23 protein-coding genes are annotated in these 21380 nt (G+C 42.2%); 22 read left to right on the top strand and 1 reads right to left on the bottom strand.

Annotated features, from left to right (window positions below; translation table 11 throughout):
* The first annotated feature begins 246 nt into the window (after nt 1–246).
* The 6 genes from ML543_RS09465 to ML543_RS09440 all read left to right on the top strand — a co-directional run bounded on the left by ML543_RS09465 (nt 247) and on the right by ML543_RS09440 (nt 6304).
* A complete protein-coding gene (locus ML543_RS09465; RefSeq protein WP_243387108.1) occupies nt 247–1536 on the top strand; it encodes a UDP-N-acetylglucosamine 1-carboxyvinyltransferase in 1290 nt (429 codons plus the stop codon).
* 22 nt (nt 1537–1558) lie between these two features.
* Nucleotides 1559–2521 carry a class II fructose-bisphosphatase gene (gene glpX, locus ML543_RS09460; protein WP_243387107.1) on the top strand — a complete coding sequence of 321 codons (963 nt, stop codon included), beginning with the start codon at nt 1559–1561 and terminating at the stop codon, nt 2519–2521.
* A gap of 545 nt (nt 2522–3066) precedes the next feature.
* On the top strand, nt 3067–4350 hold the full coding sequence (gene rho / locus ML543_RS09455; protein ID WP_243387105.1) for a transcription termination factor Rho: 1284 nt from the start codon (nt 3067–3069) through the stop codon (nt 4348–4350).
* A 148-nt stretch (nt 4351–4498) separates the two neighbouring features.
* Nucleotides 4499–4744: a type B 50S ribosomal protein L31 gene (locus ML543_RS09450; RefSeq protein WP_243387104.1), complete on the top strand. Its 246-nt coding sequence runs from the start codon at nt 4499–4501 to the stop codon at nt 4742–4744.
* Between the two features lie 217 nt (nt 4745–4961).
* Nucleotides 4962–5579: a thymidine kinase gene (locus ML543_RS09445; protein ID WP_243387103.1), complete on the top strand. Its 618-nt coding sequence runs from the start codon at nt 4962–4964 to the stop codon at nt 5577–5579.
* A gap of 299 nt (nt 5580–5878) precedes the next feature.
* Nucleotides 5879–6304 carry a hypothetical protein gene (locus tag ML543_RS09440; protein WP_243387102.1) on the top strand — a complete coding sequence of 142 codons (426 nt, stop codon included), beginning with the start codon at nt 5879–5881 and terminating at the stop codon, nt 6302–6304.
* A gap of 25 nt (nt 6305–6329) precedes the next feature.
* Here ML543_RS09440 and ML543_RS09435 read toward each other — a convergent pair whose 3' ends face one another.
* Nucleotides 6330–6842: a MerR family transcriptional regulator gene (locus ML543_RS09435; protein ID WP_243387101.1), complete on the bottom strand. Its 513-nt coding sequence runs from the start codon at nt 6840–6842 to the stop codon at nt 6330–6332.
* 219 nt (nt 6843–7061) lie between these two features.
* Between ML543_RS09435 and prfA the strand changes: the two genes are divergently transcribed.
* From prfA to ML543_RS09355, 16 genes are all read left to right on the top strand, one after another.
* Entirely contained in the window at nt 7062–8132 is a 1071-nt protein-coding gene (gene prfA / locus ML543_RS09430) for a peptide chain release factor 1 (RefSeq protein WP_243387100.1), read from the top strand.
* A 6-nt stretch (nt 8133–8138) separates the two neighbouring features.
* Complete coding sequence (prmC, locus tag ML543_RS09425; protein ID WP_243387243.1) at nt 8139–8996, top strand: peptide chain release factor N(5)-glutamine methyltransferase; 858 nt, start codon at nt 8139–8141, stop codon at nt 8994–8996.
* A gap of 219 nt (nt 8997–9215) precedes the next feature.
* Nucleotides 9216–9569, top strand: coding sequence for a hypothetical protein (locus ML543_RS09420; RefSeq protein ID WP_243387099.1), 354 nt, complete (start codon nt 9216–9218; stop codon nt 9567–9569).
* A 147-nt stretch (nt 9570–9716) separates the two neighbouring features.
* Entirely contained in the window at nt 9717–10379 is a 663-nt protein-coding gene (gene spoIIR / locus ML543_RS09415) for a stage II sporulation protein R (protein WP_243387242.1), read from the top strand.
* Between the two features lie 66 nt (nt 10380–10445).
* On the top strand, nt 10446–10880 hold the full coding sequence (locus tag ML543_RS09410; RefSeq protein ID WP_243387097.1) for a GNAT family N-acetyltransferase: 435 nt from the start codon (nt 10446–10448) through the stop codon (nt 10878–10880).
* A gap of 174 nt (nt 10881–11054) precedes the next feature.
* Entirely contained in the window at nt 11055–12086 is a 1032-nt protein-coding gene (locus ML543_RS09405) for an L-threonylcarbamoyladenylate synthase (RefSeq protein ID WP_243387095.1), read from the top strand.
* 62 nt (nt 12087–12148) lie between these two features.
* Nucleotides 12149–12694, top strand: coding sequence for a manganese efflux pump MntP (locus tag ML543_RS09400; protein ID WP_243387093.1), 546 nt, complete (start codon nt 12149–12151; stop codon nt 12692–12694).
* A 309-nt stretch (nt 12695–13003) separates the two neighbouring features.
* The gene (locus tag ML543_RS09395) at nt 13004–13441 is read left to right on the top strand and encodes a low molecular weight protein arginine phosphatase (RefSeq protein ID WP_279326626.1); all 438 of its coding nucleotides are present in this window, start codon (nt 13004–13006) and stop codon (nt 13439–13441) included.
* Nucleotides 13442–13462: 21 nt separating this feature from the next.
* Nucleotides 13463–14752, top strand: a complete 1290-nt coding sequence (locus ML543_RS09390) for a methyl-accepting chemotaxis protein (protein WP_243387091.1) — start codon at nt 13463–13465, stop codon at nt 14750–14752.
* Between the two features lie 20 nt (nt 14753–14772).
* A complete protein-coding gene (gene rpiB, locus ML543_RS09385) occupies nt 14773–15219 on the top strand; it encodes a ribose 5-phosphate isomerase B (protein ID WP_243387090.1) in 447 nt (148 codons plus the stop codon).
* 11 nt (nt 15220–15230) lie between these two features.
* Nucleotides 15231–15806 carry a TIGR01440 family protein gene (locus tag ML543_RS09380; RefSeq protein ID WP_243387088.1) on the top strand — a complete coding sequence of 192 codons (576 nt, stop codon included), beginning with the start codon at nt 15231–15233 and terminating at the stop codon, nt 15804–15806.
* Nucleotides 15807–16079: 273 nt separating this feature from the next.
* On the top strand, nt 16080–17321 hold the full coding sequence (gene glyA, locus ML543_RS09375; RefSeq protein ID WP_243387240.1) for a serine hydroxymethyltransferase: 1242 nt from the start codon (nt 16080–16082) through the stop codon (nt 17319–17321).
* 263 nt (nt 17322–17584) lie between these two features.
* On the top strand, nt 17585–18214 hold the full coding sequence (gene upp / locus ML543_RS09370; RefSeq protein ID WP_243387087.1) for a uracil phosphoribosyltransferase: 630 nt from the start codon (nt 17585–17587) through the stop codon (nt 18212–18214).
* Between the two features lie 120 nt (nt 18215–18334).
* The gene (locus ML543_RS09365) at nt 18335–20569 is read left to right on the top strand and encodes a S8 family serine peptidase (RefSeq protein ID WP_279326625.1); all 2235 of its coding nucleotides are present in this window, start codon (nt 18335–18337) and stop codon (nt 20567–20569) included.
* Between the two features lie 196 nt (nt 20570–20765).
* Nucleotides 20766–20987, top strand: coding sequence for an AtpZ/AtpI family protein (locus tag ML543_RS09360; RefSeq protein WP_243387086.1), 222 nt, complete (start codon nt 20766–20768; stop codon nt 20985–20987).
* Between the two features lie 8 nt (nt 20988–20995).
* Entirely contained in the window at nt 20996–21379 is a 384-nt protein-coding gene (locus tag ML543_RS09355) for an ATP synthase subunit I (protein ID WP_243387238.1), read from the top strand.
* The last annotated feature ends 1 nt before the right edge of the window (nt 21380 follow it).

Raw genomic sequence — 21380 nt, 5'->3', positions numbered from 1 at the left:
TTAACCTTAAAAGTAGGAAATATTTGAATTCGGGAGTATGGTTCGATTCGTTAATGGAAATTATTTTTTAAAAGGGTAATTTCTACTAAAGTTCCCCGATAATTGTCGTTGCTACTCATAAATATTGACGTAATCAATAGGTGGCTCGGCATCAATCAATTTTTTCCTCAACTACAGCAAAGTTTATTAAAGAAAAGATTGCGCTCATTTTCTTTAGTAAGCTCTGACAGAAGAAGGGAGACTACCATGGAAAAGTTAAAAGTAGAAGGTGGTTATCCGTTAAAAGGTACAGTAAGAATTAGCGGAGCAAAAAACAGTGCAGTGGCCTTAATCCCTGCGACCATTTTAGCTCAATCACCGGTTACGATTGAAGGTTTACCGGATATTTCAGATGTACGAATTTTAGGCGATTTACTAGAAGAGATTGGTGGAACGGTGTCGTATGAAGGAAACAACATTAGCGTGGACCCTTCCAAGATGATTTCGATGCCACTGCCAAATGGAAAAGTGAAAAAATTACGTGCCTCTTATTATTTAATGGGGGCGATGCTCGGTCGATTTAAAAAAGCTGTCATTGGATTACCGGGTGGTTGCCATCTCGGACCTCGTCCAATTGATCAGCATATTAAAGGTTTTGAAGCATTAGGTGCCAAAGTTACGAACGAGCAAGGGGCTATTTATTTACGTGCAGACGAATTAAAAGGAGCGCGTATTTATTTAGACGTAGTTAGCGTAGGAGCTACCATTAATATTATGTTAGCCGCTGTATTGGCTAAAGGTCGTACGATTATTGAAAATGCGGCGAAAGAACCTGAAATTATTGATGTTGCGACTCTTTTAACGAGCATGGGTGCCAAAATTAAAGGAGCTGGTACGGACGTCATTCGCATCGATGGAGTAGAGGAACTACATGGCTGTCGTCATTCCATTATTCCAGATCGTATTGAAGCGGGAACGTACATGATTATTGGGGCTTCCATGGCGAAGGAATTGATTGTCGATAACGTCATTCCACTTCATTTAGAATCACTGATTGCAAAGCTTCGTGAAATGGGAATACATGTGGAAACAAGCGATGATCAAATCTACATCGTTGGTGGGCAAAAGGAATTAAAGCCTGTTGATATTAAAACGCTTGTCTATCCAGGTTTTCCGACCGATTTACAGCAGCCGTTCACCTCTCTTTTAACGAAAGCAAATGGGACAAGCGTGGTGACGGATACGATTTACTCATCTCGCTTTAAACATATTGACGAGCTGCGTCGAATGGGAGCGAACGTTAAAGTGGAAGGTCGTTCGGCGATTATTACCGGAGCGACTCAGCTGCAAGGTGCAAAAGTGAAGGCGAGTGATTTGCGGGCAGGTGCAGCTTTAGTTGCAGCTGGTTTAATGGCAAGAGGAATTACCGAAATCACAGGTCTAGAGCATATTGACCGCGGCTACTCTCAATTAGAAGAGAAGCTAAACGGGCTTGGTGCGAATGTGTGGAGAGAAAGACTTACAGATCTAGAGATTGAACAAATACAAAATTCGTAACAACTTTGGGGAGGAACTAGATATGGAACGTAGCTTATCAATGGAGTTAGTTCGTGTAACGGAGGCAGCAGCTTTAGCGTCTGCACGCTGGATGGGAAGAGGACTGAAAGACGAAGCAGATGGAGCGGCGACTTCTGCCATGCGCGATGTATTTGATACGATTCCAATGAAAGGAACGGTCGTCATCGGGGAAGGTGAAATGGACGAAGCGCCAATGCTTTACATTGGTGAGAAATTAGGTACGGGCTATGGTCCGCGCGTAGATGTGGCTGTCGATCCGTTAGAAGGGACGAATATTGTTGCTTCAGGCGGATGGAATGCTTTAGCGGTTATTGCAGTGGCTGATCACGGAAATATGTTGCATGCGCCGGATATGTATATGGATAAGATTGCGGTTGGACCAGAAGCGGTAGGTTGTATCGACATTGAAGCACCTATCATTGATAATTTAAAGGCCGTTGCGAAAGCGAAGAATAAAGACATTGAAGACGTTGTGGCAACGGTTCTAAATCGTGAGCGTCACCAGCATATTATTCATGCGTTACGTGAAGCGGGTGCACGCATTAAGCTGATTAACGATGGGGATGTTGCAGGTGCCATTAATACGGCGTTCGACCACACAGGTGTAGATATTTTATTCGGCTCAGGCGGTGCTCCAGAAGGTGTGTTAGCTGCAGTCGCCTTAAAATGTTTAGGTGGAGAAATTCAAGGAAAGCTTCTACCGCAAAACGACCAAGAATTAGAGCGCTGCAAAAATATGGGCATTGATGTAAACAAAGTGTTACGAATGGAAGACTTAGTCAAAGGGGACGACGCGATTTTCGCTGCGACTGGTGTAACAGATGGAGAACTATTACGCGGTGTACAATTTAAAGGATCCATCGGAACGACACACTCGCTTGTTATGCGGGCAAAATCCGGAACGCTACGCTTTGTTGACGGTCGTCATTCCTTAAAGAAAAAACCGAATCTCGTCATTAAATAAGGCTATTTCGTATTTGATGTAGTTTTTTGTTCATGAAATGATGGAATGCTTGAAGATGGCGACTCCAGAGGGGACAGCACGAGCTAAAACTAGATTGAGTGTCTGGAGCGTTATGGTAAGTATAAATAATGAGCGGGAAGCCATTTCCCGCTTTCTATCAATTCTTAAAAAACACCCATTATTTTCATAAATAGGAAGAAATACCTTTTAATATCCGTTATAATAGAATTATAAAACGTTCCTCAACGATACCTTCTCTCTTGGATGTATCCGTATGCTTACCTCCAAGAAAAAAAGAAAAAAGCACATCTCATCATGTTCCATTTTCAAAATTGAAAAAGTTATTGCGTATTATATTAAAATGCGGTAAAACTAAAGAGTCCTTAAAAAGTAGAAAGAATTTTGATCTGCATTCGTACTTCATCGATTCCTTCGATTCCTTCTCTTTTTACCACTTTCGATTTGAAAGAGATCAATTATCTTTATGTATATTTTTATGGAAATTCGTATTTATTTGAACAGTTTTAGAAAAGTGTGGTGTAGACATGAGTGAAATTTCGATTGCGACTCTTGAAAATATGAAATTGAAAGAGTTGTATGAATTAGCTAAACAGTACAAAATCTCGTATTACAGTAAATTAACTAAAAAAGAACTTATCTTCGCTATTTTAAAAGCCAACGCAGAGCAAGAGGACCTCTTATTCATGGAAGGGGTACTTGAGATCATTCAGTCTGAAGGCTTCGGGTTCTTACGTCCGATTAACTACTCTCCAAGCGCTGAAGATATTTACATTTCTGCTTCCCAAATTCGTCGTTTCGATTTAAGAAATGGAGATAAAGTATCGGGGAAAGTTCGCCCACCGAAAGAGAATGAGCGTTATTACGGTTTATTACACGTGGAAGCGGTAAACGGAGACGACCCTGAATCTGCTAAAGAGCGTGTTCACTTCCCTGGACTTACGCCTCTTTATCCGAATCGTCAAATGAAGTTGGAGACAGAACCAACGAACCTTTCGACACGTATTATGGACTTGATTGCACCTGTCGGGTTTGGGCAACGTGGATTAATCGTTGCACCACCGAAAGCGGGTAAAACGATGCTATTAAAAGAGATTGCCAACAGCATCACGACGAATCATCCTGAAGCGGAGTTAATCGTCTTATTAATCGATGAGCGTCCAGAGGAAGTAACGGATATTGAGCGTTCTGTAAAAGGTGACGTTGTCAGCTCGACGTTTGACGAAGTACCAGAAAACCACATTAAAGTAGCTGAGCTTGTGTTAGAAAGAGCAATGCGCCTTGTTGAACATAAGCGTGACGTCGTTATTTTAATGGATTCGATTACGAGACTTGCGCGCGCATACAACTTAGTCATTCCACCAAGTGGTCGTACGCTTTCAGGAGGTATTGACCCTGCTGCTTTCCACCGTCCGAAGCGATTCTTCGGGGCAGCCCGTAATATTGAAGAAGGTGGAAGTTTAACAATTTTAGCGACGGCTTTAGTAGATACGGGTTCTCGTATGGACGATGTCATTTACGAAGAATTTAAAGGAACGGGGAATATGGAGCTTCATCTTGATCGTTCACTAGCGGAAAAACGAATTTTCCCTGCAATTGATATCCGCCGTTCAGGTACGCGTAAAGAAGAATTGTTAATTCCACGCGACCATCTTGAAATGCTTTGGGCGATTCGAAAAACGATGTCCGATCAGCCTGATTTTGCAGAGCGCTTCTTGAAAAAGCTTCGTTATTCGAAAACGAATGATGAATTTTTTGAAATGCTCAAAGAGGAATGGAAGGCTGCAGGAGTTGGAAATAAAGGATTATAATGTTAAATTTGTTTTCAAAACCGTATCTTGCATTTCACGAAATAGCTTGTTATAATTTTTCTATGTGCAAACAAGACACCGAAGCGTGAAAAACGTTTCGATTGATAACTCTGTTTCGAAAGATTCAGGGCGGAAGGAGATGAAAAGAATGAAACCAGGAATTCACCCAGAATATCGCAAGGTTGTATTCATGGATATCAACACTGGTTACAAATTCATCAGTGGTTCTACAATGAAGACGAACGAAACAGTTGAGTGGGAAGATGGACAAACATATCCACTAATCAAAGTTGAGATTTCTTCTGACTCTCACCCATTCTACACTGGACGTCAAAAACATGCTGCTGCTGATGGACGTGTTGAGCGCTTCAACAAAAAATACGGCCTTAAGTAATTTAAACAGATTAACCAAACAGGCAAGCGAAACATTCTTGCCTGTTTTTTTCACGTAAAAGGGGGTTTTTTTCCCTTTTTCTCATTCTTATACATTCCTTCTGAAAAGGACAAGTACGGGATATTTACTTGTAAATAGATGAAACTAATTACAAATATATGATAGAACATTTTAGCCTTACATATACCGAGTGGAAGGGAGTCGCGTTTTTATAGCTATGTATGTAATGAAGCAAAGTGGATGGCTTGAAGTCATTTGTGGCAGTATGTTTTCAGGAAAGTCAGAGGAGCTTATTCGTCGAGTGCGACGTGCACAGTTTGCAAAGCAACAAATTCAAGTGTTTAAGCCAGTGATTGATAATCGATATAGCGAAGAGGCGGTTGTATCACATAACGGAACGTCTGTTACGTGTAAACCGATTGAATCTTCCTCTCAAATTTTTGCTCATTTAAAGCCCGATACCGAAATTATTGCGATTGACGAAGTGCAATTCTTCGACGATAACATTGTAGAGGTTGTTACAGCCCTAGCAGATAAAGGTTATCGCGTGATTGTCGCAGGTCTTGACCAAGACTTTCGTGGTGAGCCATTTGGTCCAGTTCCAGCCTTAATGGCCATAGCAGAATCTGTAACGAAGCTTCAAGCGGTATGTTCCGTATGTGGGTCACCAGCAAGTCGTACACAACGTTTAATTAATGGGAAACCAGCATCTTATGACGATCCTGTTATTTTAGTAGGAGCGTCCGAATCGTATGAGGCACGTTGCCGTCACCATCATGAAGTACCGAACAGTCCCAACATGAACGTGCAAATTCCAGAAACAATCGTAAAGTAAGTGCAAAGCCCCTTATCACATTTTGTGGTAAGGGGCATTTTTTGTTGTTACCGAAAATTTAAGTTCAATAAAGTGTTAAAGTATTCTCTTTACCGTTTTTTTGGTGTCTAGCTCCAAGCGCCATCAGCTCGGGTCGCTTCGGCCCTGCTGTGGCGACGGAAGCCTCCTCGCAGGTCCTCCAGCGCCCTTCGCCTAAGGGCTTGCGCTTTTCTTAAATGCGAATTTCCATTTATTTTTAGAATAAACCTTTTTCACTTCCGGCACCTTAAAGAAAAAGGTGGCTAAAAGGAGTGAAAAACGTGAAATCATTTTTTGTTTTTGCTATGGTGTTGCTTTTTGTTTCCGGTTGTGGGTTTAACGAACCGACACAGGAAGGAAGTTTTCAGCAAGATGAAAATGGGACGAAATTAATGACCAATGCGAATCAACCTGTTCGTGAAAAGAAGGACATCGATTATTCAACGCAAAATCCGAATGTGGATATAACGAATAGTCCGCTTAACACGAGGGAGGATCAACAACAAATCGAACAAGTTTTAGCAATGGAAAAAGGATACTGGTTAGGCTCAATGTGGACAAATGGGAAAGATGCATGGGTGACGGTTTACACCTCCAATGACCTTTCTAAGCGAGACTTAAAAAAGCAGGAACAAAAGCTTCACGATAAAATGCAGGCGGCTCTTCCGCGCTTCGATTTGAGGGTAAAACTAAAAAGGAAAAACTAAGAACTCGTTCTAATGAGCGAGTTTTTTAAAATCCAAAAAGCGAGTTAATCCATCCTCGACGAATCGTCCGTTTCTTTGGCGCAGGTTCTAGGTTCGCAAACGGATCTTCTTTTTTTTCGCTTTCAAGTTTCTTTATCTTTGCTTCTAATTCTTCCACTTTGTTTTGTAACTCTTCCATCTCTTTTCGGTGTTGAAGCAATTGATAGGAGACGACATCGTCTGCTTTTTGATAAACCATTAATTCAAGCGCCTTTATTTTGGCGAGTAATCGATCGTTATTATACGAGTTGTTGCTTGAATCTTTTGTGGGCGCTACTTCTTCTTTCGTTTGAGAAGGTTGTGCTGGAAGCTGTAAATCTTTGATCGCGACTCCATTTTGGATTTGTTCATGAACTTGGATGAGTAGTTCAACATCTTGGGATGAAAATTGATAATGGCCGAGCTCGTTCCGTTCAATGGGGATGTCTAATTGCTTAATCCACCGCTGAACCGTTTTTGGTGAAACGCCTACTTTTTGTGCGACGGTCGACGTATTCATGTGTGGATTCCTCCTTTTTCCATTCGTCTCTTATCTTTCGTATTCGTGATAAGCTTTCTTCATCCTTCATGTCTGACAAAAGAAGTGGGTTTTCGTCAGAGAAAGTGGCAAATAGTGCGCTTTCTTGTCCAATCGACACAAGGGAAGATTTGCTTTTGACGGTTCCACTAGCCTATACTATAATTAATATGTTATGGATTAAATATGAGGTGAAGGTCCGTGTTAGATCGTCTACAAGCAGTAGAACAACGTTATGAGAAGCTAAATGAGCTTTTAATGGATCCAGAAGTGGTGAATGATCCGAAAAAGCTCCGTGAGTATTCAAAAGAGCAATCAGATTTACAAGAAACCGTTGAAGTATACAGAGAATATAAATCCGTTACAGAACAATTAAGCGATGCCAAAGCAATGCTTGAGGAAAAGCTTGATGCTGACATGCGCGAAATGGTAAAGGAAGAAGTCTCCGAGCTACAAGATCGCGAAGAGGAGTTAACGGAGCGATTAAAAGTGTTGCTACTTCCGAAAGACCCGAATGATGATAAAAACGTTATCATGGAGATTCGCGGAGCTGCAGGTGGAGAGGAAGCGGCGCTATTTGCGGCCGACTTATACCGTATGTACAGCCGTTATGCGGAAGCACAAGGTTGGAAGACGGAAGTGATGGAAGCAAATGCGACTGGAACTGGTGGTTATAAAGAGATTATCTTTATGATCAACGGTAAAGGGGCTTATTCTCGCTTAAAGTTTGAAAACGGTGCACACCGCGTGCAACGTGTTCCAGAGACAGAGTCAGGCGGACGTATTCATACGTCTACAGCTACGGTAGCCTGCTTACCTGAAGCGGAAGAAGTGGAAGTAGAAATTCATGAAAAAGACATTCGTGTTGATACGTTTGCTTCCAGCGGCCCAGGAGGTCAAAGTGTTAATACAACGATGTCCGCAGTTCGCTTAACGCACTTGCCGACAGGAATTGTCGTATCGTGCCAAGATGAAAAATCGCAGATTAAAAACAAAGAAAAGGCGATGAAAGTTTTACGCGCACGTATTTATGATAAATTCCAGCAAGAAGCACAAGCGGAGTATGACCAAACGAGAAAGATGGCGGTCGGATCTGGGGATCGCTCTGAGCGTATCCGTACGTACAACTTCCCGCAAAATCGTGTAACAGATCACCGTATCGGATTAACAATTCAAAAGCTTGATCAAATTCTAGAAGGTAAGCTTGACGAAGTGATTGAAGCGCTTATTATGGAAGATCAAGCGAACAAGCTGGAACAAGCAGGAGAGTAATGGATGATGAAAGTTTTTGAAGCCCTTAAATGGGCTTCTTCTTTTTTACAAGAAGCGGGAAGAGAAGAAAAGGTAGCGGAAATTTTATTGTGCCATCATTTAAATTGGTCACGCGCGCAATTATTAGCTGAAATGCGTACGGACTTAGAAGAACATGTATGGGAAGCCTTCAGAGAAAATGTGAAAAAGCATGCTGAAGGAGTACCTGTCCAATACATTGTCGGGCAAGAACACTTTTACGGTCGCCCATTTATTGTGAATGAAGAAGTATTAATTCCTCGACCGGAGACGGAAGAGCTTGTATGGGGGATTTTAGAAAGAACAAAGAAACTATTTGTTTCGGAAGAGCAAATTCAAGTTGTAGATGTCGGGACAGGAAGTGGAGCGATTGCAATTACATTAGCGCTTGAAAATAGTCGAATGAACGTGAGTGCAGTGGACATTGCGAAAGAATCAATTGACGTTGCGGAAAAGAATGCGAATGATTTAAACGCCTCCGTTCGGTTTATGCACGGGGACTTGCTTTCCCCACTCATTGAACGAAAGGAAAAAGTGCACATCGTTGTTTCCAACCCTCCATATATTCCGAACCAAGAAGTGGAGACGTTATCAACAGTCGTGAAAGACTACGAACCACTACGAGCGTTAGCAGGGGGAGAAGATGGCCTCGACTTTTACCGCCGATTATCAGAAGAGATTCCACACGTCATCGAGAGTACCGCCATAATCGGATTTGAAGTCGGTGTCGGCCAAGGAGAAGCGGTCGCTTCTTTATTGCAGAACGCTCTGCCCCATGCCGATGTAGAAGTAGTATTAGATATAAACGGGAAAGATCGAATGGTATTTGCGACCATTTCCGCTTAACAGAAACGAAAAAGCAGATTGAGCACATGTCTCATCTGCTTTTTCTAATTGGGGAGTCCACGCAAAGAAGAGTAGAACGCGCGCATAGGATGGGAGATTGCGCGCATAGAAGAGAGGAACTGGCGCATAGGAGAGGAGATTGCGCGCATAGGGAAGAGGCTCGCGCGCATAGAGGGAGCGAACTGGCGCATAGGGAAGAGGCTCGCGCGCATAAAGGTAGTGAATCGGCGCATAGAAGAGAAGCCCGCGCGCATAAAGGGGAGGAACTGGCGCATAGGAGAGGAGATTGCGCGCATAAAGGTAGTGAACCGGCGCATAGAAGAGCAGCCCGCGCGCATAAAGGGGAGGAACTGGCGCATAGGGGAGAGTCCCGCGCGCAAAGGGAAGAGGCTCGCGCGCATAAAGGAGAGGAACTGGCGCATAGGAGAGGAGATTGCGCGCATAAAGGGGAGGAACTGGCGCATAGGAGAAAGGATTGCGCGCATAGGGAAGAGGCTACTCGTGCGCATAAAGGTAGTGAACCGGCGCATAGAAGAGCAGCCCGCGCGCATAGAGAAGAAGAACCCCGCATAAAAGTCTTCCCCAATCGTATTTTCAGTCCCCTTACTATCTTCCCTAGTTTGATAGCAATTACAAAGTCTAGTAATCAATTTTTATGATTTTTAATGTTTAAGATTTTTCCCCGCTGCCCATAATGACAACTGAAGGGAGAGGGGAATGATGAAAAAACAAGCAATGGTATTAATCTATTTATATTTATTAATAGCAGGTGGCTTACTTTCTGCGTATCAAACACCGACTGTCGCAGCAAATGGAACAGTTGTCATTCCGGATGAGGCCATCCGCCTTCGAATTTTAGCTAATAGTGATCAAGAGAAAGATCAAAAAGTGAAGCAGTTAATTCGAGATGAAATTAATAAAGAAGTGAATGAGTGGGTGGCTTCTCTAACCTCAGTTGAAGAAGCGAGAAGTCTCATTAAAAAGCGACTTCCTGATATAGAAGCAATTGTGGAGAGAGTTTTACTTGAACAAAATCAAGAGCAGCCGTTTACTGTTGAGTTCAATCAAGTGGAATTCCCGACAAAGTTGTATGGTCAATATTTGTATCCTGCTGGAAATTATGAAGCGATTCTTGTCACGTTAGGAGAAGGAAATGGAGCAAATTGGTGGTGCGTATTGTTCCCGCCCCTTTGTTTCTTAGATTTTTCGAATAGTGAGGCTGTAGATGTAAGTGAGTTACAAGAAGGGGTAACAGCGGACGAACAAAATAATGAGGAAGAAGAGAAAGTGCTGACGGAACTTGTATCCAATGAAGAAGATGAGAAAGAAGAAGTAGAAGTGAAATTTTTTCTAGTCGAGTGGTTTACTTCCTTATTCTCGTAAATTGTGCATAATGCGTTTTTTTCCACATACATTGGGTAATAGAAAATGTGTGTGGAGGGAATCGGAATGTTCTATTCATTAAGATTAGCAACAAAATCGGATATAGATAATGTAAAAGAATTTGTTGGACAAGCAGGGTTATCCACAAATGGGATTGAAGCATCCATTCAGCAGTTTATGCTTTTAGAGAGAGACAGTTCAATTGTTGGATGTATCGGAATTGAGAAGATTAACGGCGACGGATTGCTGAGGTCGTTTGTTGCGTCAAAAGAAATCCAAAAAGCGCACTTAATGACCTTACTGGAAAGTGTAGATGTCGTAGCTGAAAAGGAAGCGCTTCAGAACGTTTATCTAGTAACAAATGAAGGGGCTTCGCTTGATTTTTTAACGATTACAGGGTTTCAAGCGATGCATGTGGATAAAGTCCCTGAACATATTCGACAAAATGAGCATGTAAAGCAAGCGATTCACAAAACATCAACAATAATTATGGTAAAATAAAAGAAGAGCTAGTGGATAACGGAACATAATCCACAGAGTTATCCACTTTCGAGACAGGTTTTATCCACAGATTGTGGAAAAACCTGTTTATTTTGTTGAAAACCACTAAAATATCGATAGTTTTTCAACCTTTAGATAAAAATATAGGTTGTGAATAAAAGGAGTAGACACACCATGAAAACGAACTATTGGGTTGTGGATAATGTGGATAATCAAGTGGGTTCGATTGAAGAAGCGGCGCGCTTGTTGAAAGATGGACAAGTTGTTGCTTTCCCTACTGAGACGGTTTATGGTTTGGGAGCGGATGCCACAAGTGATGAAGCTGTCCGAAAAATTTATGAGGCAAAAGGGCGTCCGAGTGATAATCCACTAATTGTCCACATTGCTGAAAAAAATCAGTTGCAGGTTATCGTAAGTGAGATCCCAGAATATGTTGAAAAGTTAATGGATGCTTTTTGGCCAGGGCCGTTAACCTTTATTCTTCCGAAAAGAGAAGGGTTATCCACAATCGTCACAGCTGGACTGCAAACAGTAGCTGTGCGGATGCCGAATCATCCAGTTGCCTTATCGCTAATCCAAAAAGCTCAATTACCAATTGCGGCTCCAAGTGCTAATCTATCTGGTAAACCGAGTCCGACGTTGGCGAAACATGTAATGGAAGATTTGAATGGGCGAATCGCAGGAATTGTGGATGGTGGAATGACCGGTGTCGGAGTTGAGTCCACTGTGCTTGATTGTACAGGAGATACTCCGATGATTTTACGTCCAGGTGGCATTTCGAAAGAGGAACTAGAAGAGATGGTCGGGACGGTATTAGTCGATCCTAATCTCGTAGATGAAAAGGAAAAGCCGAAATCACCCGGAATGAAATACACACATTATGCCCCAGACGCTCCGTTGTCCATTGTTGATGGAAGTCCTGAATTTATGCAGAAAGTCATTGAGCAATTTAGACTTGAAGGTAAGCGTGTCGGTGTATTAACGACAGAGGAAAACCAGTCTTTCTATGAAGCTGACCATGTTATCGTATGCGGGAATCGGAAAGATTTAAAAACGGTTGCGACTCATTTGTATGATGCGCTTCGTTCGTTTAATGAACAATCACTTGATGTTTTAGTCAGTGAATCCTTCCCGAATGCTGGAGTTGGTCAAGCCATTATGAATCGCTTATTGAAAGCCGCCGGACATCGTGTAATAAAAGAATAGCTCGTCATAATCTCCCTTTGATACGCATACGTTGAAGTAGGCGTGTCCAAGGGGGTTTTTTTATGTTTGATGAAATTATGACGTTATTTGTTATGGCAGCAGCTTTAGGAATGGATGCTTTTTCAGTTGGCCTTGGAATGGGGCTTATTCGTTTAAGGTGGCGTCAAATTTTTTATATTGGTATCACCATCGGCTTGTTTCATATGATGATGCCGCTTGCCGGAATGACGATTGGACGGTTAATGACCGATCAGCTCGGTTTTTTGGCAACGTATGCAGGTGGGAGTCTTCTCATGCTTTTAGGTTTTCAAATGATTTTGGCTTCCTTTCGTAAAGAGGATGCCCCCCTTATTACGCCGATTGGTTTTGGGTTAATTCTTTTCTCTTTAAGTGTAAGCTTAGACAGTTTTTCGGTCGGTTTAAGCTTAGGAATATATGGTGCTCAAATGTTATTAACCATTATGGTATTTGGGCTTATGAGCATGATTTTGACATGGGCCGGTTTATTAGTCGGTAAACATGTGCATTCGTGGATGGGATCTTATAGTGAGGCGTTAGGGGGATGTATTCTACTTGCGTTTGGCATAAAGCTACTTTTACCACTTTAAAATAGAAGCAGATGAAGCCGCCCTTCATCTGCTTTTTAATCGTTACAGAAGGTTTAAGTTCAATAAAGTGTTAAAGTATTCTCTTTACCGTTTTTTTGGTGTCTAGCTCCAAGCGCCATCAGCTCGGGTCGCTTCGGCCCTGCTGGGAAGAATCCTCGCAGGTCCTCCAGCGCCCTTCGCCTAGGGACTTGAGCTTTTCTTATCGTTTGGGGCAATTTCTTGAACGTATCGTGTTTGTCGTTACGTTGTCAGAATAGTTTCGAGTATAATAATAGGAAGAGAATCATTTTGAAGATAGGAGGGGGCACGTTGGAGAAGAGAATATTATTTGTCTGTACAGGTAATACGTGCCGAAGCCCGATGGCAGAGGCTTTGTTGCGTCATAAAATGGGAGATGAGGTGAGTGTACGTTCAGCGGGTGTATTTGCAGCTGACGGGAGTAGCGCGTCAGTAAATACAACCGAAGTGTTAAAAGAGAAAGGGATTCATATTGAGCATTCAGCTTCTTCTTTAACGGAGGATCTCGTTTCGTGGGCAACGTATATTTTAACGATGACCGAAAGTCATAAGCATCTTGTCTGTGCCCAATTTCAACAAGCGGCTCAGAAAACTTTCACATTGTCTGAATTTGTGAACGATGAAGGAATAGATGTGATGGATCCGTTTGGAGGCTCTGTTGAAATGTATCGTCATACTCGAGAGGAATTAACGCAAAAGATAGACAAGCTAATCGAAAAACTTCAGTAAGAAAAAGAGGAGGAAGTAGCGTTGAGCACCCAAAGAAAATACCGGTTTGGACTGCGAAAGAAGCTCGTCTTATTTACGACGATTTTAGCCCTTATTACGTATTCGACGAGCGCGTTTTTTATTTACATAGTATATGATTTTATCGCACAATCTATTTCTGAAGTTGCCTTTACCATCATTACGCTTTCATTAGGGATTATGTGGTCAGGTATTTTAGCGTATTTTGCAGCGGGGTTTATTACGAGCCCGCTTCAAAGGCTTGAAAAATCGGCGCGTAAAGCAGCAGAAGGAGATATTCAAGACGACGTACCGGTAAATGCTCGGGATGATGAAATTCAAGCGCTCGGTGTGGCATTTAATCACATGCTTGCGAATTTACGAGATATGGTTCGAAAAATCGACCAAAACTTTGAAGAGACAAACGAACAAGTTCAACATATTCATTTGGCTACTGAAGAAACGGAACAAAAAGCGAAAAACATCTCCTATACGATTGAGGAAATCTCGCGCGGTTCCGATCAAACTGCGATGTCTATTCAAGAGACGGCAACATCTCTAGAAGATGCCGTTAAATTAGCACATGAGGTCGAAACGAAAGCGAAAAAATCAGAAGTCTTATCGAATGAAATGGTTCAATCACTTGACCAAAGTACGAAAGTATTCCACTCTTTAATTAACGGCATTCATCATTTAGCAGAGAAAAATGAAGCATCTATTCAGCTTGTGCAACGGTTAGAGATGAATGCAAAAGAAGTTGAATCCATTGTTTCACTTGTTGGAGATATGGCGGACCAAACCAACTTATTAGCGTTAAACGCTTCGATTGAAGCGGCGCGAGCTGGAGAGCATGGCAAAGGGTTTGCGGTTGTTGCGCAAGAGGTTCGTAAGCTTGCTGATGAAAGTGCAAAAGCAGTTCAAGGAATCTCCGACTTGATTCAAAATATTCAGCGTGAAGTCAATGAAGTGGTTATTCAAATTAGTGATCAAGTGAACGTGGCACGAACAGAAGTGAAAAAAGGAGAAGAAACGAAAGAAAAACTTGAGGCAATGGGGCAAACTATACTTCAAGTTGCTGAGGCGGTAACGCAAATTACGGCGCTTGTAAAGCAACAGATGGAAAGTATTCAGCAAACGGGGGCTCAATCAGAGGAAGTAGCTGCGATTGCGGAAGAAACATCTGCGGGGGCTCAAGAAGTGACGAGAGCCATTCAAGATCAAACACATAATATTGAAAACATTAACGGATTAACGAAAAATTTACTCGTTCGGGCTGAACAGCTTAAGAAAACAATCGAGCGATTCACGTATTAATAAAAGGAGGATTCTTCATTATGAAAGTTATTTTAGCTTCCGACCACGGTGGGATTAATATTCGTAAAGAGATTGGCAACTTATTAGAGGAAATGAACATTGAATATGAAGATATCGGCTGTGAATGTGAAACATCGGTAGATTACCCAGACTATGCCCTTCCTGCTGCAGAGCGTGTAGCAAGCGGAGAATTCGATCGTGGAATTTTAATTTGTGGAACAGGAATTGGCATGAGCATTGCTGCAAATAAAGTTAAAGGCATTCGCTGTGCTCTTGTGCACGATTTATTTAGTGCAAAAGCAACGAGAGAACATAACGATACGAATATGCTAGCAATGGGTGAGCGTGTTATTGGCCCAGGTCTTGCGCGTGAAATTGCAAAAGTATGGCTGACTACAGAATTTGAAGGTGGCCGTCACGAACAACGCGTTAAAAAGATCGCCCAAATTGAAAATAAACATGCGTAAGGAGTGAGCCGATGTCTACGAACGTGCAGGTGTGGAGAGAAGAGCTTGCCACAATCATTCGTGATTTAGCTGACCAAGTATCGGTACGCCCTGGTCACATCCTTGTTATTGGTTGTAGCACGAGTGAAGTAATAGGAGAGAAAATAGGGAGTGCCGGTACGATTGAAGTAGCAGAAATGATTTATGAAGAGCTGGCTCAATTTCATGAACGAACAGGTGCGCACCTTGCGTTTCAATGCTGTGAACATTTAAATCGTGCACTTGTCATTGAACGAGAAGTGGCGTTGAAACATCAACTAGAGGAAGTGTCGGTTGTACCTGTCCCTCGTGCGGGCGGTTCGATGGCCTCCTATGCATATGATCGAATGAAAGACCCAGTTGTCGTTGAGCATATAAGGGCGGACCTTGGAATTGACATTGGCGACACGTTCATTGGCATGCACCTAAAGCATGTTGCGGTTCCTGTGAGATGTTCGAGAAAATCGGTTGGACATGCTCATGTTACCGTAGCATCAACGAGACCGAAGCTTATCGGGGGCGCGCGTGCACAATATGTAAAAACGAGTGAAGCTGAATCGTGTAGATAAGAGGATTTGTCTTCTCGTTGTAACATTTGGTTTAATGCGAATAAATGGTTCATAACTGCTTTTATTTTCCTGGAATAATGTTAAAAAACGAACATTCTTTTGTTGTTTAATCATAAAAATTAAGGTTTTTTGAAAGTGGAAATCATGCTAAAATGGATTTCAAGTAAGTTCAGTAGGTAGTTGAGATGGAGAAACTTACATAATTATGCACATCTTATGTAAGGCTTTTGGTGCCGTGTGGGCACGGATTTTTCAAGAAGGGGGAAATTGATGATGAACAATATCCAAAAACAGGATCCACAAGTATTTGAAGCTATTCAAGATGAGTTGAAGCGTCAGCGTACGAAAATCGAGTTAATCGCTTCTGAGAACTTTGTAAGTGAAGCGGTCATGGAAGCACAAGGTTCAGTTTTAACGAACAAGTATGCAGAAGGATATCCAGGACGTCGCTACTACGGTGGTTGTGAATACGTGGACGTCGCAGAAAACATTGCGCGTGATCGTGCAAAAGAAATGTTTGGAGCAGAGCATGTAAACGTACAACCTCACTCCGGTTCTCAAGCGAATATGGCGGTTTATTATGCGGTATTAGAGCCGGGCGACACGGTTTTAGGGATGAATCTGTCTCACGGTGGACATTTAACGCACGGAAGCCCCGTAAACTTCAGTGGAATTCAATTTAACTTCGTTGAATACGGAGTTGACAAAGAGACACACCTCATTAATTATGAAGATGTTCGTCAAAAAGCTCTTGAGCATCAACCGAAGTTAATCGTTGCAGGGGCAAGTGCTTATCCTCGTGAAATTGACTTCAAGAAATTCCGTGAGATCGCCGACGAAGTGGGCGCATATTTAATGGTTGATATGGCTCATATTGCAGGATTAGTAGCTGCTGGCTTACACCAAAATCCAGTGCCTTACGCACATTTTGTGACAACAACGACACATAAAACGTTACGTGGACCTCGCGGTGGTATGATCTTATGTAAAGAAGAGTTCGCGAAGAAAATTGATAAATTCATCTTCCCTGGTATTCAAGGGGGACCTCTTATGCACGTTATTGCGGCAAAAGCGGTTGCATTCGGTGAAGCACTACAAGATGAATTCAAAACATACTCCAAACAGATTATTGCCAATGCGAAACGATTGGCTCAAAAGTTAAATGAAGAAGGGCTTAACCTTGTTTCAGGTGGAACGGATAACCACTTAATCTTAATTGATGTGCGTAATTTAAACATTACAGGGAAAGTTGCGGAGCACGTCCTTGATGAAATTGGTATCACAGTGAACAAAAATACGATCCCATACGATCCAGAATCTCCATTCATTACAAGCGGTATTCGAATCGGTACAGCTGCAGTTACAAGTCGCGGCTTCGGTGAAGAAGAAATGGACGAAATTGCTTCCATCATTTCTCTTGCGCTGAAAAACCATGAAGATGAGGCGAAGTTAGAAGAAGCGAAACAACGCGTGAACGCATTATCAGAGAAATTCCCTCTTTATCCAAGTTTATAAGTTGAAAGAGAAGAAGCGCTTTTTTAGAAAAGTGCTTCTTTTTTATACGATAAAAACATTCACTAGCGGTCATGAAATTCCAATAATTTTTTTGAAAATCCCCCTTTTTACAACTGCAGAGATTTTAAAGAGGTACGGACGTCTAAACGTTGATACAGCGCGCTTTCAAGCGTTTTCGTCATTTTTATGAATGAGGTGTTGAAACGAGGTTTCTTTTTCTGTACAATCAATTGAGGTGTAAAAGAGTAAAGGAGATGTATATTGTGGGCAAAGTTTACGTTTTTGATCATCCGTTAATTCAGCATAAGTTAACGTTAATTCGTGATAAAAACACAGGAACGAAAGAGTTCCGTGAGCTTGTGGACGAAATTGCTACGCTAATGGCGTTTGAAATTACACGTGACCTTCCGCTTGAAGAAGTAGAGGTTGAAACACCGGTTAGCAAAGCTACTTCTAAAGTATTATCAGGTAAAAAGTTAGGAATCGTTCCGATCTTGCGTGCAGGATTAGGAATGGTTGACGGTATTTTAAAATTAATTCCGGCAGCAAAAGTGGGCCATGTTGGTTTATATCGTGACCCGGAAACATTAAAGCCAGTTGAATATTATGTGAAGCTTCCGTCTGATGTAGCGGAGCGTGAATTCATTGTTGTGGACCCAATGCTTGCAACTGGGGGTTCTGCTGTTGAAGCGATTCATTCGTTGAAAAAGCGCGGGGCGAAAAACATCCGATTCATGTGTTTAGTAGCAGCACCAGAAGGCGTTGAAACGATGCAGCAAGAGCATCCAGATGTGGACATTTACATTGCAGCGTTAGATGAGAAATTAAACGATCACGGATACATCGTACCTGGACTTGGAGATGCTGGGGATCGTTTATTTGGGACAAAATAATCCATTCATCACAGCAAGTACACGGTGCTTGCTGTTTTCCATTCTACATCTCCTTTACGGACGTATCTTTTATTCATGAAACAAACGAAATGGAGCAAACTAACAACTGAGGTGAACGCGATGCGATTAGTTGTTATGTGCTCCATTTTTTTATTTTTCATGCCAAATGCAATCATTCAAGCTGCTACTTATCCTTCCATTCCTTCATTACCGCTCGATGATCGTGAGGAAATGAAGCGAATCATTGTCTTTGTGGAAGGGCAATCCGTTTTATCCGCTAAGAAAAAGCTTATGAATACGTATCCCTCCATTCGAATTGTACGTACGTATGAAACGGCGTTTAAAGGATTCGTAATTGAAGGCGATTCTGAAATACTGAAACAAGTAACAGATGAACCGTATATTAAAGAAGCCGCACCTGTCTCTGTTTATCAAACACATATTGAAGAAAGTGTCCCTTTTATCGGCGGAGAGGATATTAGAGGTCATTTTAATGAACGCCATGAGCGATTAACGGGGAAAGGAATTAAAGTCGGGATTATCGATACCGGAATTGATTATACGCATCCTGATTTACAAAAGAGCTTTCGCGGTGGCTTCGATGTCGTAGACCAAGACGATGACCCGATGGAAACGAAGATGAATCAATACGGAGCAACCATTCACGGGACGCATGTGGCAGGTATTATCGCAGCGGACGGTAAGTTAAAAGGAGTTGCCCCGGATGTTAGCCTATATATGTATCGAGCACTCGGTCCAAATGGAATGGGGACGAGTGATCAAGTAATTGCTGCCATTGAAAAGGCGATTGAGGACAAAGTGGACGTGCTAAATCTATCATTAGGAAATAACGTCAACAGCCCCGATTGGCCGACAAGTCTAGCGTTAAACAAAGCGGTAGAGAAGGGAATTGTTGCAGTAGTTTCAAGCGGAAATGCCGGTCCAAAACCTTGGACAGTTGGCTCCCCAGGAACGGCAAGTAAAGCGATTTCGGTCGGCGCTTCTACACCACCAATCCGAGTTCCTTATTTAACGTTGTCAGGACATGAGAAAGAGATTCGCCTCCATCCTTTACACGGGGCAAAAGAATGGAACCTCACTGGCTCTGAAGACATTGTCTATGCCAAAATTGGTGAGAAAACGGATTTTCCAACAGATGTGAATGGAAAAGTTGTTTTAGTAAAACGAGGGCTTATTACATTCACCGAAAAGGTAGAGAACGCGGTTCAACGCGGAGCAAAAGCGGTTCTCATTTACAACGATCAAAAGGGAGCGTTCATGGGTCATTTAGAAAAGGAATACTCTATTCCGGTTGCTGCCATATCAAAAGAAGATGGGACGTGGCTCCGGAAGCAAATTCAACAAAAGCCGTGGCTGAAAACCGTTTATCGAGAAGAGGTCGATACGTTAGCGCCGTTTAGTTCACGTGGTCCTGTGACTTCGACATGGGCGATTAAGCCTGATGTCGTAGCCCCGGGTGTCGCGATTGACAGCACGATTCCAAACGGATATCTAGCCCTGCAAGGAACAAGTATGGCAGCGCCTCATGTCGCTGGAGCAAGTGCAATCGTCAAACAAGCGCACCCAGATTGGACGCCAGAACAAATAAAAGCAGCCTTAATGAATAGCGCCACGCCTTTAGAGCAGAAGGGAAAACGTCTACCTGCCTATGAACAAGGGGCTGGCAGAATAGACATCGTTAAAGCGGTTGATATAAAAGCGCTCATTTACCCAGCTTCCCTTTCTTTCGGACAAATTCAGTCGAACGGAACGAGAGTTGAGAAGGAAGTAAAAGTTACCCTCGATAACCAAGGGGAGGAACCACAACGGTTTGAATTCCTTCAACCAGACCATCATGCAGGGATTCAATGGAAGCTTCCTCATTCTGTTTTGGTTCCTGCAAAGGAGAAGAAGCAAGTCACAATTATGGCAGATATTACGCCAAGTATGTATAAAAAAGGGGTATATGAAGGGGAATTAGCGGTGGAAACGAACGATGGCGTCATCCGCTTACCGTATCTGTTTGTGACGAATGAACCGGATTACCCACGGCTAATGGGCTTTGACTACGGACTATCTGATTTTCGGGATGCGTTTCATTATGAGCTTTATTTACCTGGAGGAGCGGATGAATTTGGCATTGCTTTGTATGATCCGGATTCGCTACGTTTTATAGGGTTTTTAGACTGGCAGCGAAACGTAGGAAGAGGGCTAAGGTCTATCGATGTGAAAAAGGAAGAACTTTCTTTTCCAGAAGGGGTTTATAAAGCGATTATTTTTGCTAAAAAAAGTGGGAAGGAAGACCGATTGGAAATAGATCTCGTATTAGATTTGGAGTGGTTAAAAAACCGTTAAAAAAATTGTGAAAAAAATGTGAACAAATTGTGAGGTAAACCGCCAATTTGTGAAAGTTTTCGCATAAACAGATTGACATGAAATAGTGGCTATTGTATGCTAAACGGGGAGTAAATGATAAGGTTTTCACTACCTAAATTCTATGTATAAATCCCAGAATAATCCTTATATTATAAATATTGTGAGGATTTCATTTATGAGACAAAACAAACGCCATCCGCTCCAAGCAATGGCTTTAATGTCTGCCATCCTATCACAGTTAGTAGGCTCCACACTCATTGGAATATTTGGGGGTAGATGGTTAGACGGACAGTTCCAAACTGCACCACTATTTTTAATCATTGGCCTTCTTTTAGGACTTGCTGCAGGGATTTATGCGATGCTCCGGTTAGTCCAACATTATTTCTCAGGAGACTAGATTTGATCATGTATTCATTTGAGAACTTACTAGCAAGGAGCAAAAAGTACATATTTTATTTGTACAGCATCTATGTATTGGGATGGGGATTTACACCGTATCCAACCATTTTCCTCGGACTTATTCTTGGAACAAGTTTTAGCCTCTACAATCTATGGTTATTAATTCGAAAATCAAATCAGTTCAACAGTCGAATAAGCGAAGGTAAAGCAGCACGTTCACTAGGAACGATATCGAGAATGGCCGCCGCAGGACTAGCGGTTTTAATCGCACTAAGATTCCCGGAATACTTTCATTTCATAAGTGTAATTATTGGATTAATGACAATGTATGTTGTCATTATGATAGATTATTTTTTCTACATTCGCGGACAAGCTTGGGAAGAGAGGTGAA

This window comes from Bacillus kexueae (genome assembly GCF_022809095.1).
GTDB lineage: Bacteria > Bacillota > Bacilli > Bacillales > Aeribacillaceae > Bacillus_BZ > Bacillus_BZ kexueae.
This window is presented reverse-complemented; position numbering and strand designations above follow the sequence as displayed.

Excerpts from the sequence above, each read along its gene's own strand:
- rho (WP_243387105.1), top strand. The coding sequence starts at position 3,067 with ATGAGTGAAATTTCGATTGCGACTCTTGAAAATATGAAATTGAAAGAG.
- ML543_RS09405 (WP_243387095.1), top strand. The coding sequence starts at position 11,055 with ATGAAAACGAACTATTGGGTTGTGGATAATGTGGATAATCAAGTGGGT.
- ML543_RS09360 (WP_243387086.1), top strand. The coding sequence starts at position 20,766 with ATGAGACAAAACAAACGCCATCCGCTCCAAGCAATGGCTTTAATGTCT.
- prmC (WP_243387243.1), top strand. The coding sequence starts at position 8,139 with ATGAAAGTTTTTGAAGCCCTTAAATGGGCTTCTTCTTTTTTACAAGAA.
- ML543_RS09365 (WP_279326625.1), top strand. The coding sequence starts at position 18,335 with ATGCGATTAGTTGTTATGTGCTCCATTTTTTTATTTTTCATGCCAAAT.
- ML543_RS09410 (WP_243387097.1), top strand. The coding sequence starts at position 10,446 with ATGTTCTATTCATTAAGATTAGCAACAAAATCGGATATAGATAATGTA.
- ML543_RS09380 (WP_243387088.1), top strand. The coding sequence starts at position 15,231 with ATGTCTACGAACGTGCAGGTGTGGAGAGAAGAGCTTGCCACAATCATT.
- ML543_RS09355 (WP_243387238.1), top strand. The coding sequence starts at position 20,996 with ATGTATTCATTTGAGAACTTACTAGCAAGGAGCAAAAAGTACATATTT.
- ML543_RS09400 (WP_243387093.1), top strand. The coding sequence starts at position 12,149 with ATGTTTGATGAAATTATGACGTTATTTGTTATGGCAGCAGCTTTAGGA.
- ML543_RS09445 (WP_243387103.1), top strand. The coding sequence starts at position 4,962 with ATGTATGTAATGAAGCAAAGTGGATGGCTTGAAGTCATTTGTGGCAGT.
- glpX (WP_243387107.1), top strand. The coding sequence starts at position 1,559 with ATGGAACGTAGCTTATCAATGGAGTTAGTTCGTGTAACGGAGGCAGCA.
- ML543_RS09435 (WP_243387101.1), bottom strand. The coding sequence starts at position 6,842 with ATGAATACGTCGACCGTCGCACAAAAAGTAGGCGTTTCACCAAAAACG.
- glyA (WP_243387240.1), top strand. The coding sequence starts at position 16,080 with ATGAACAATATCCAAAAACAGGATCCACAAGTATTTGAAGCTATTCAA.
- rpiB (WP_243387090.1), top strand. The coding sequence starts at position 14,773 with ATGAAAGTTATTTTAGCTTCCGACCACGGTGGGATTAATATTCGTAAA.
- ML543_RS09450 (WP_243387104.1), top strand. The coding sequence starts at position 4,499 with ATGAAACCAGGAATTCACCCAGAATATCGCAAGGTTGTATTCATGGAT.
- ML543_RS09465 (WP_243387108.1), top strand. The coding sequence starts at position 247 with ATGGAAAAGTTAAAAGTAGAAGGTGGTTATCCGTTAAAAGGTACAGTA.
- spoIIR (WP_243387242.1), top strand. The coding sequence starts at position 9,717 with ATGAAAAAACAAGCAATGGTATTAATCTATTTATATTTATTAATAGCA.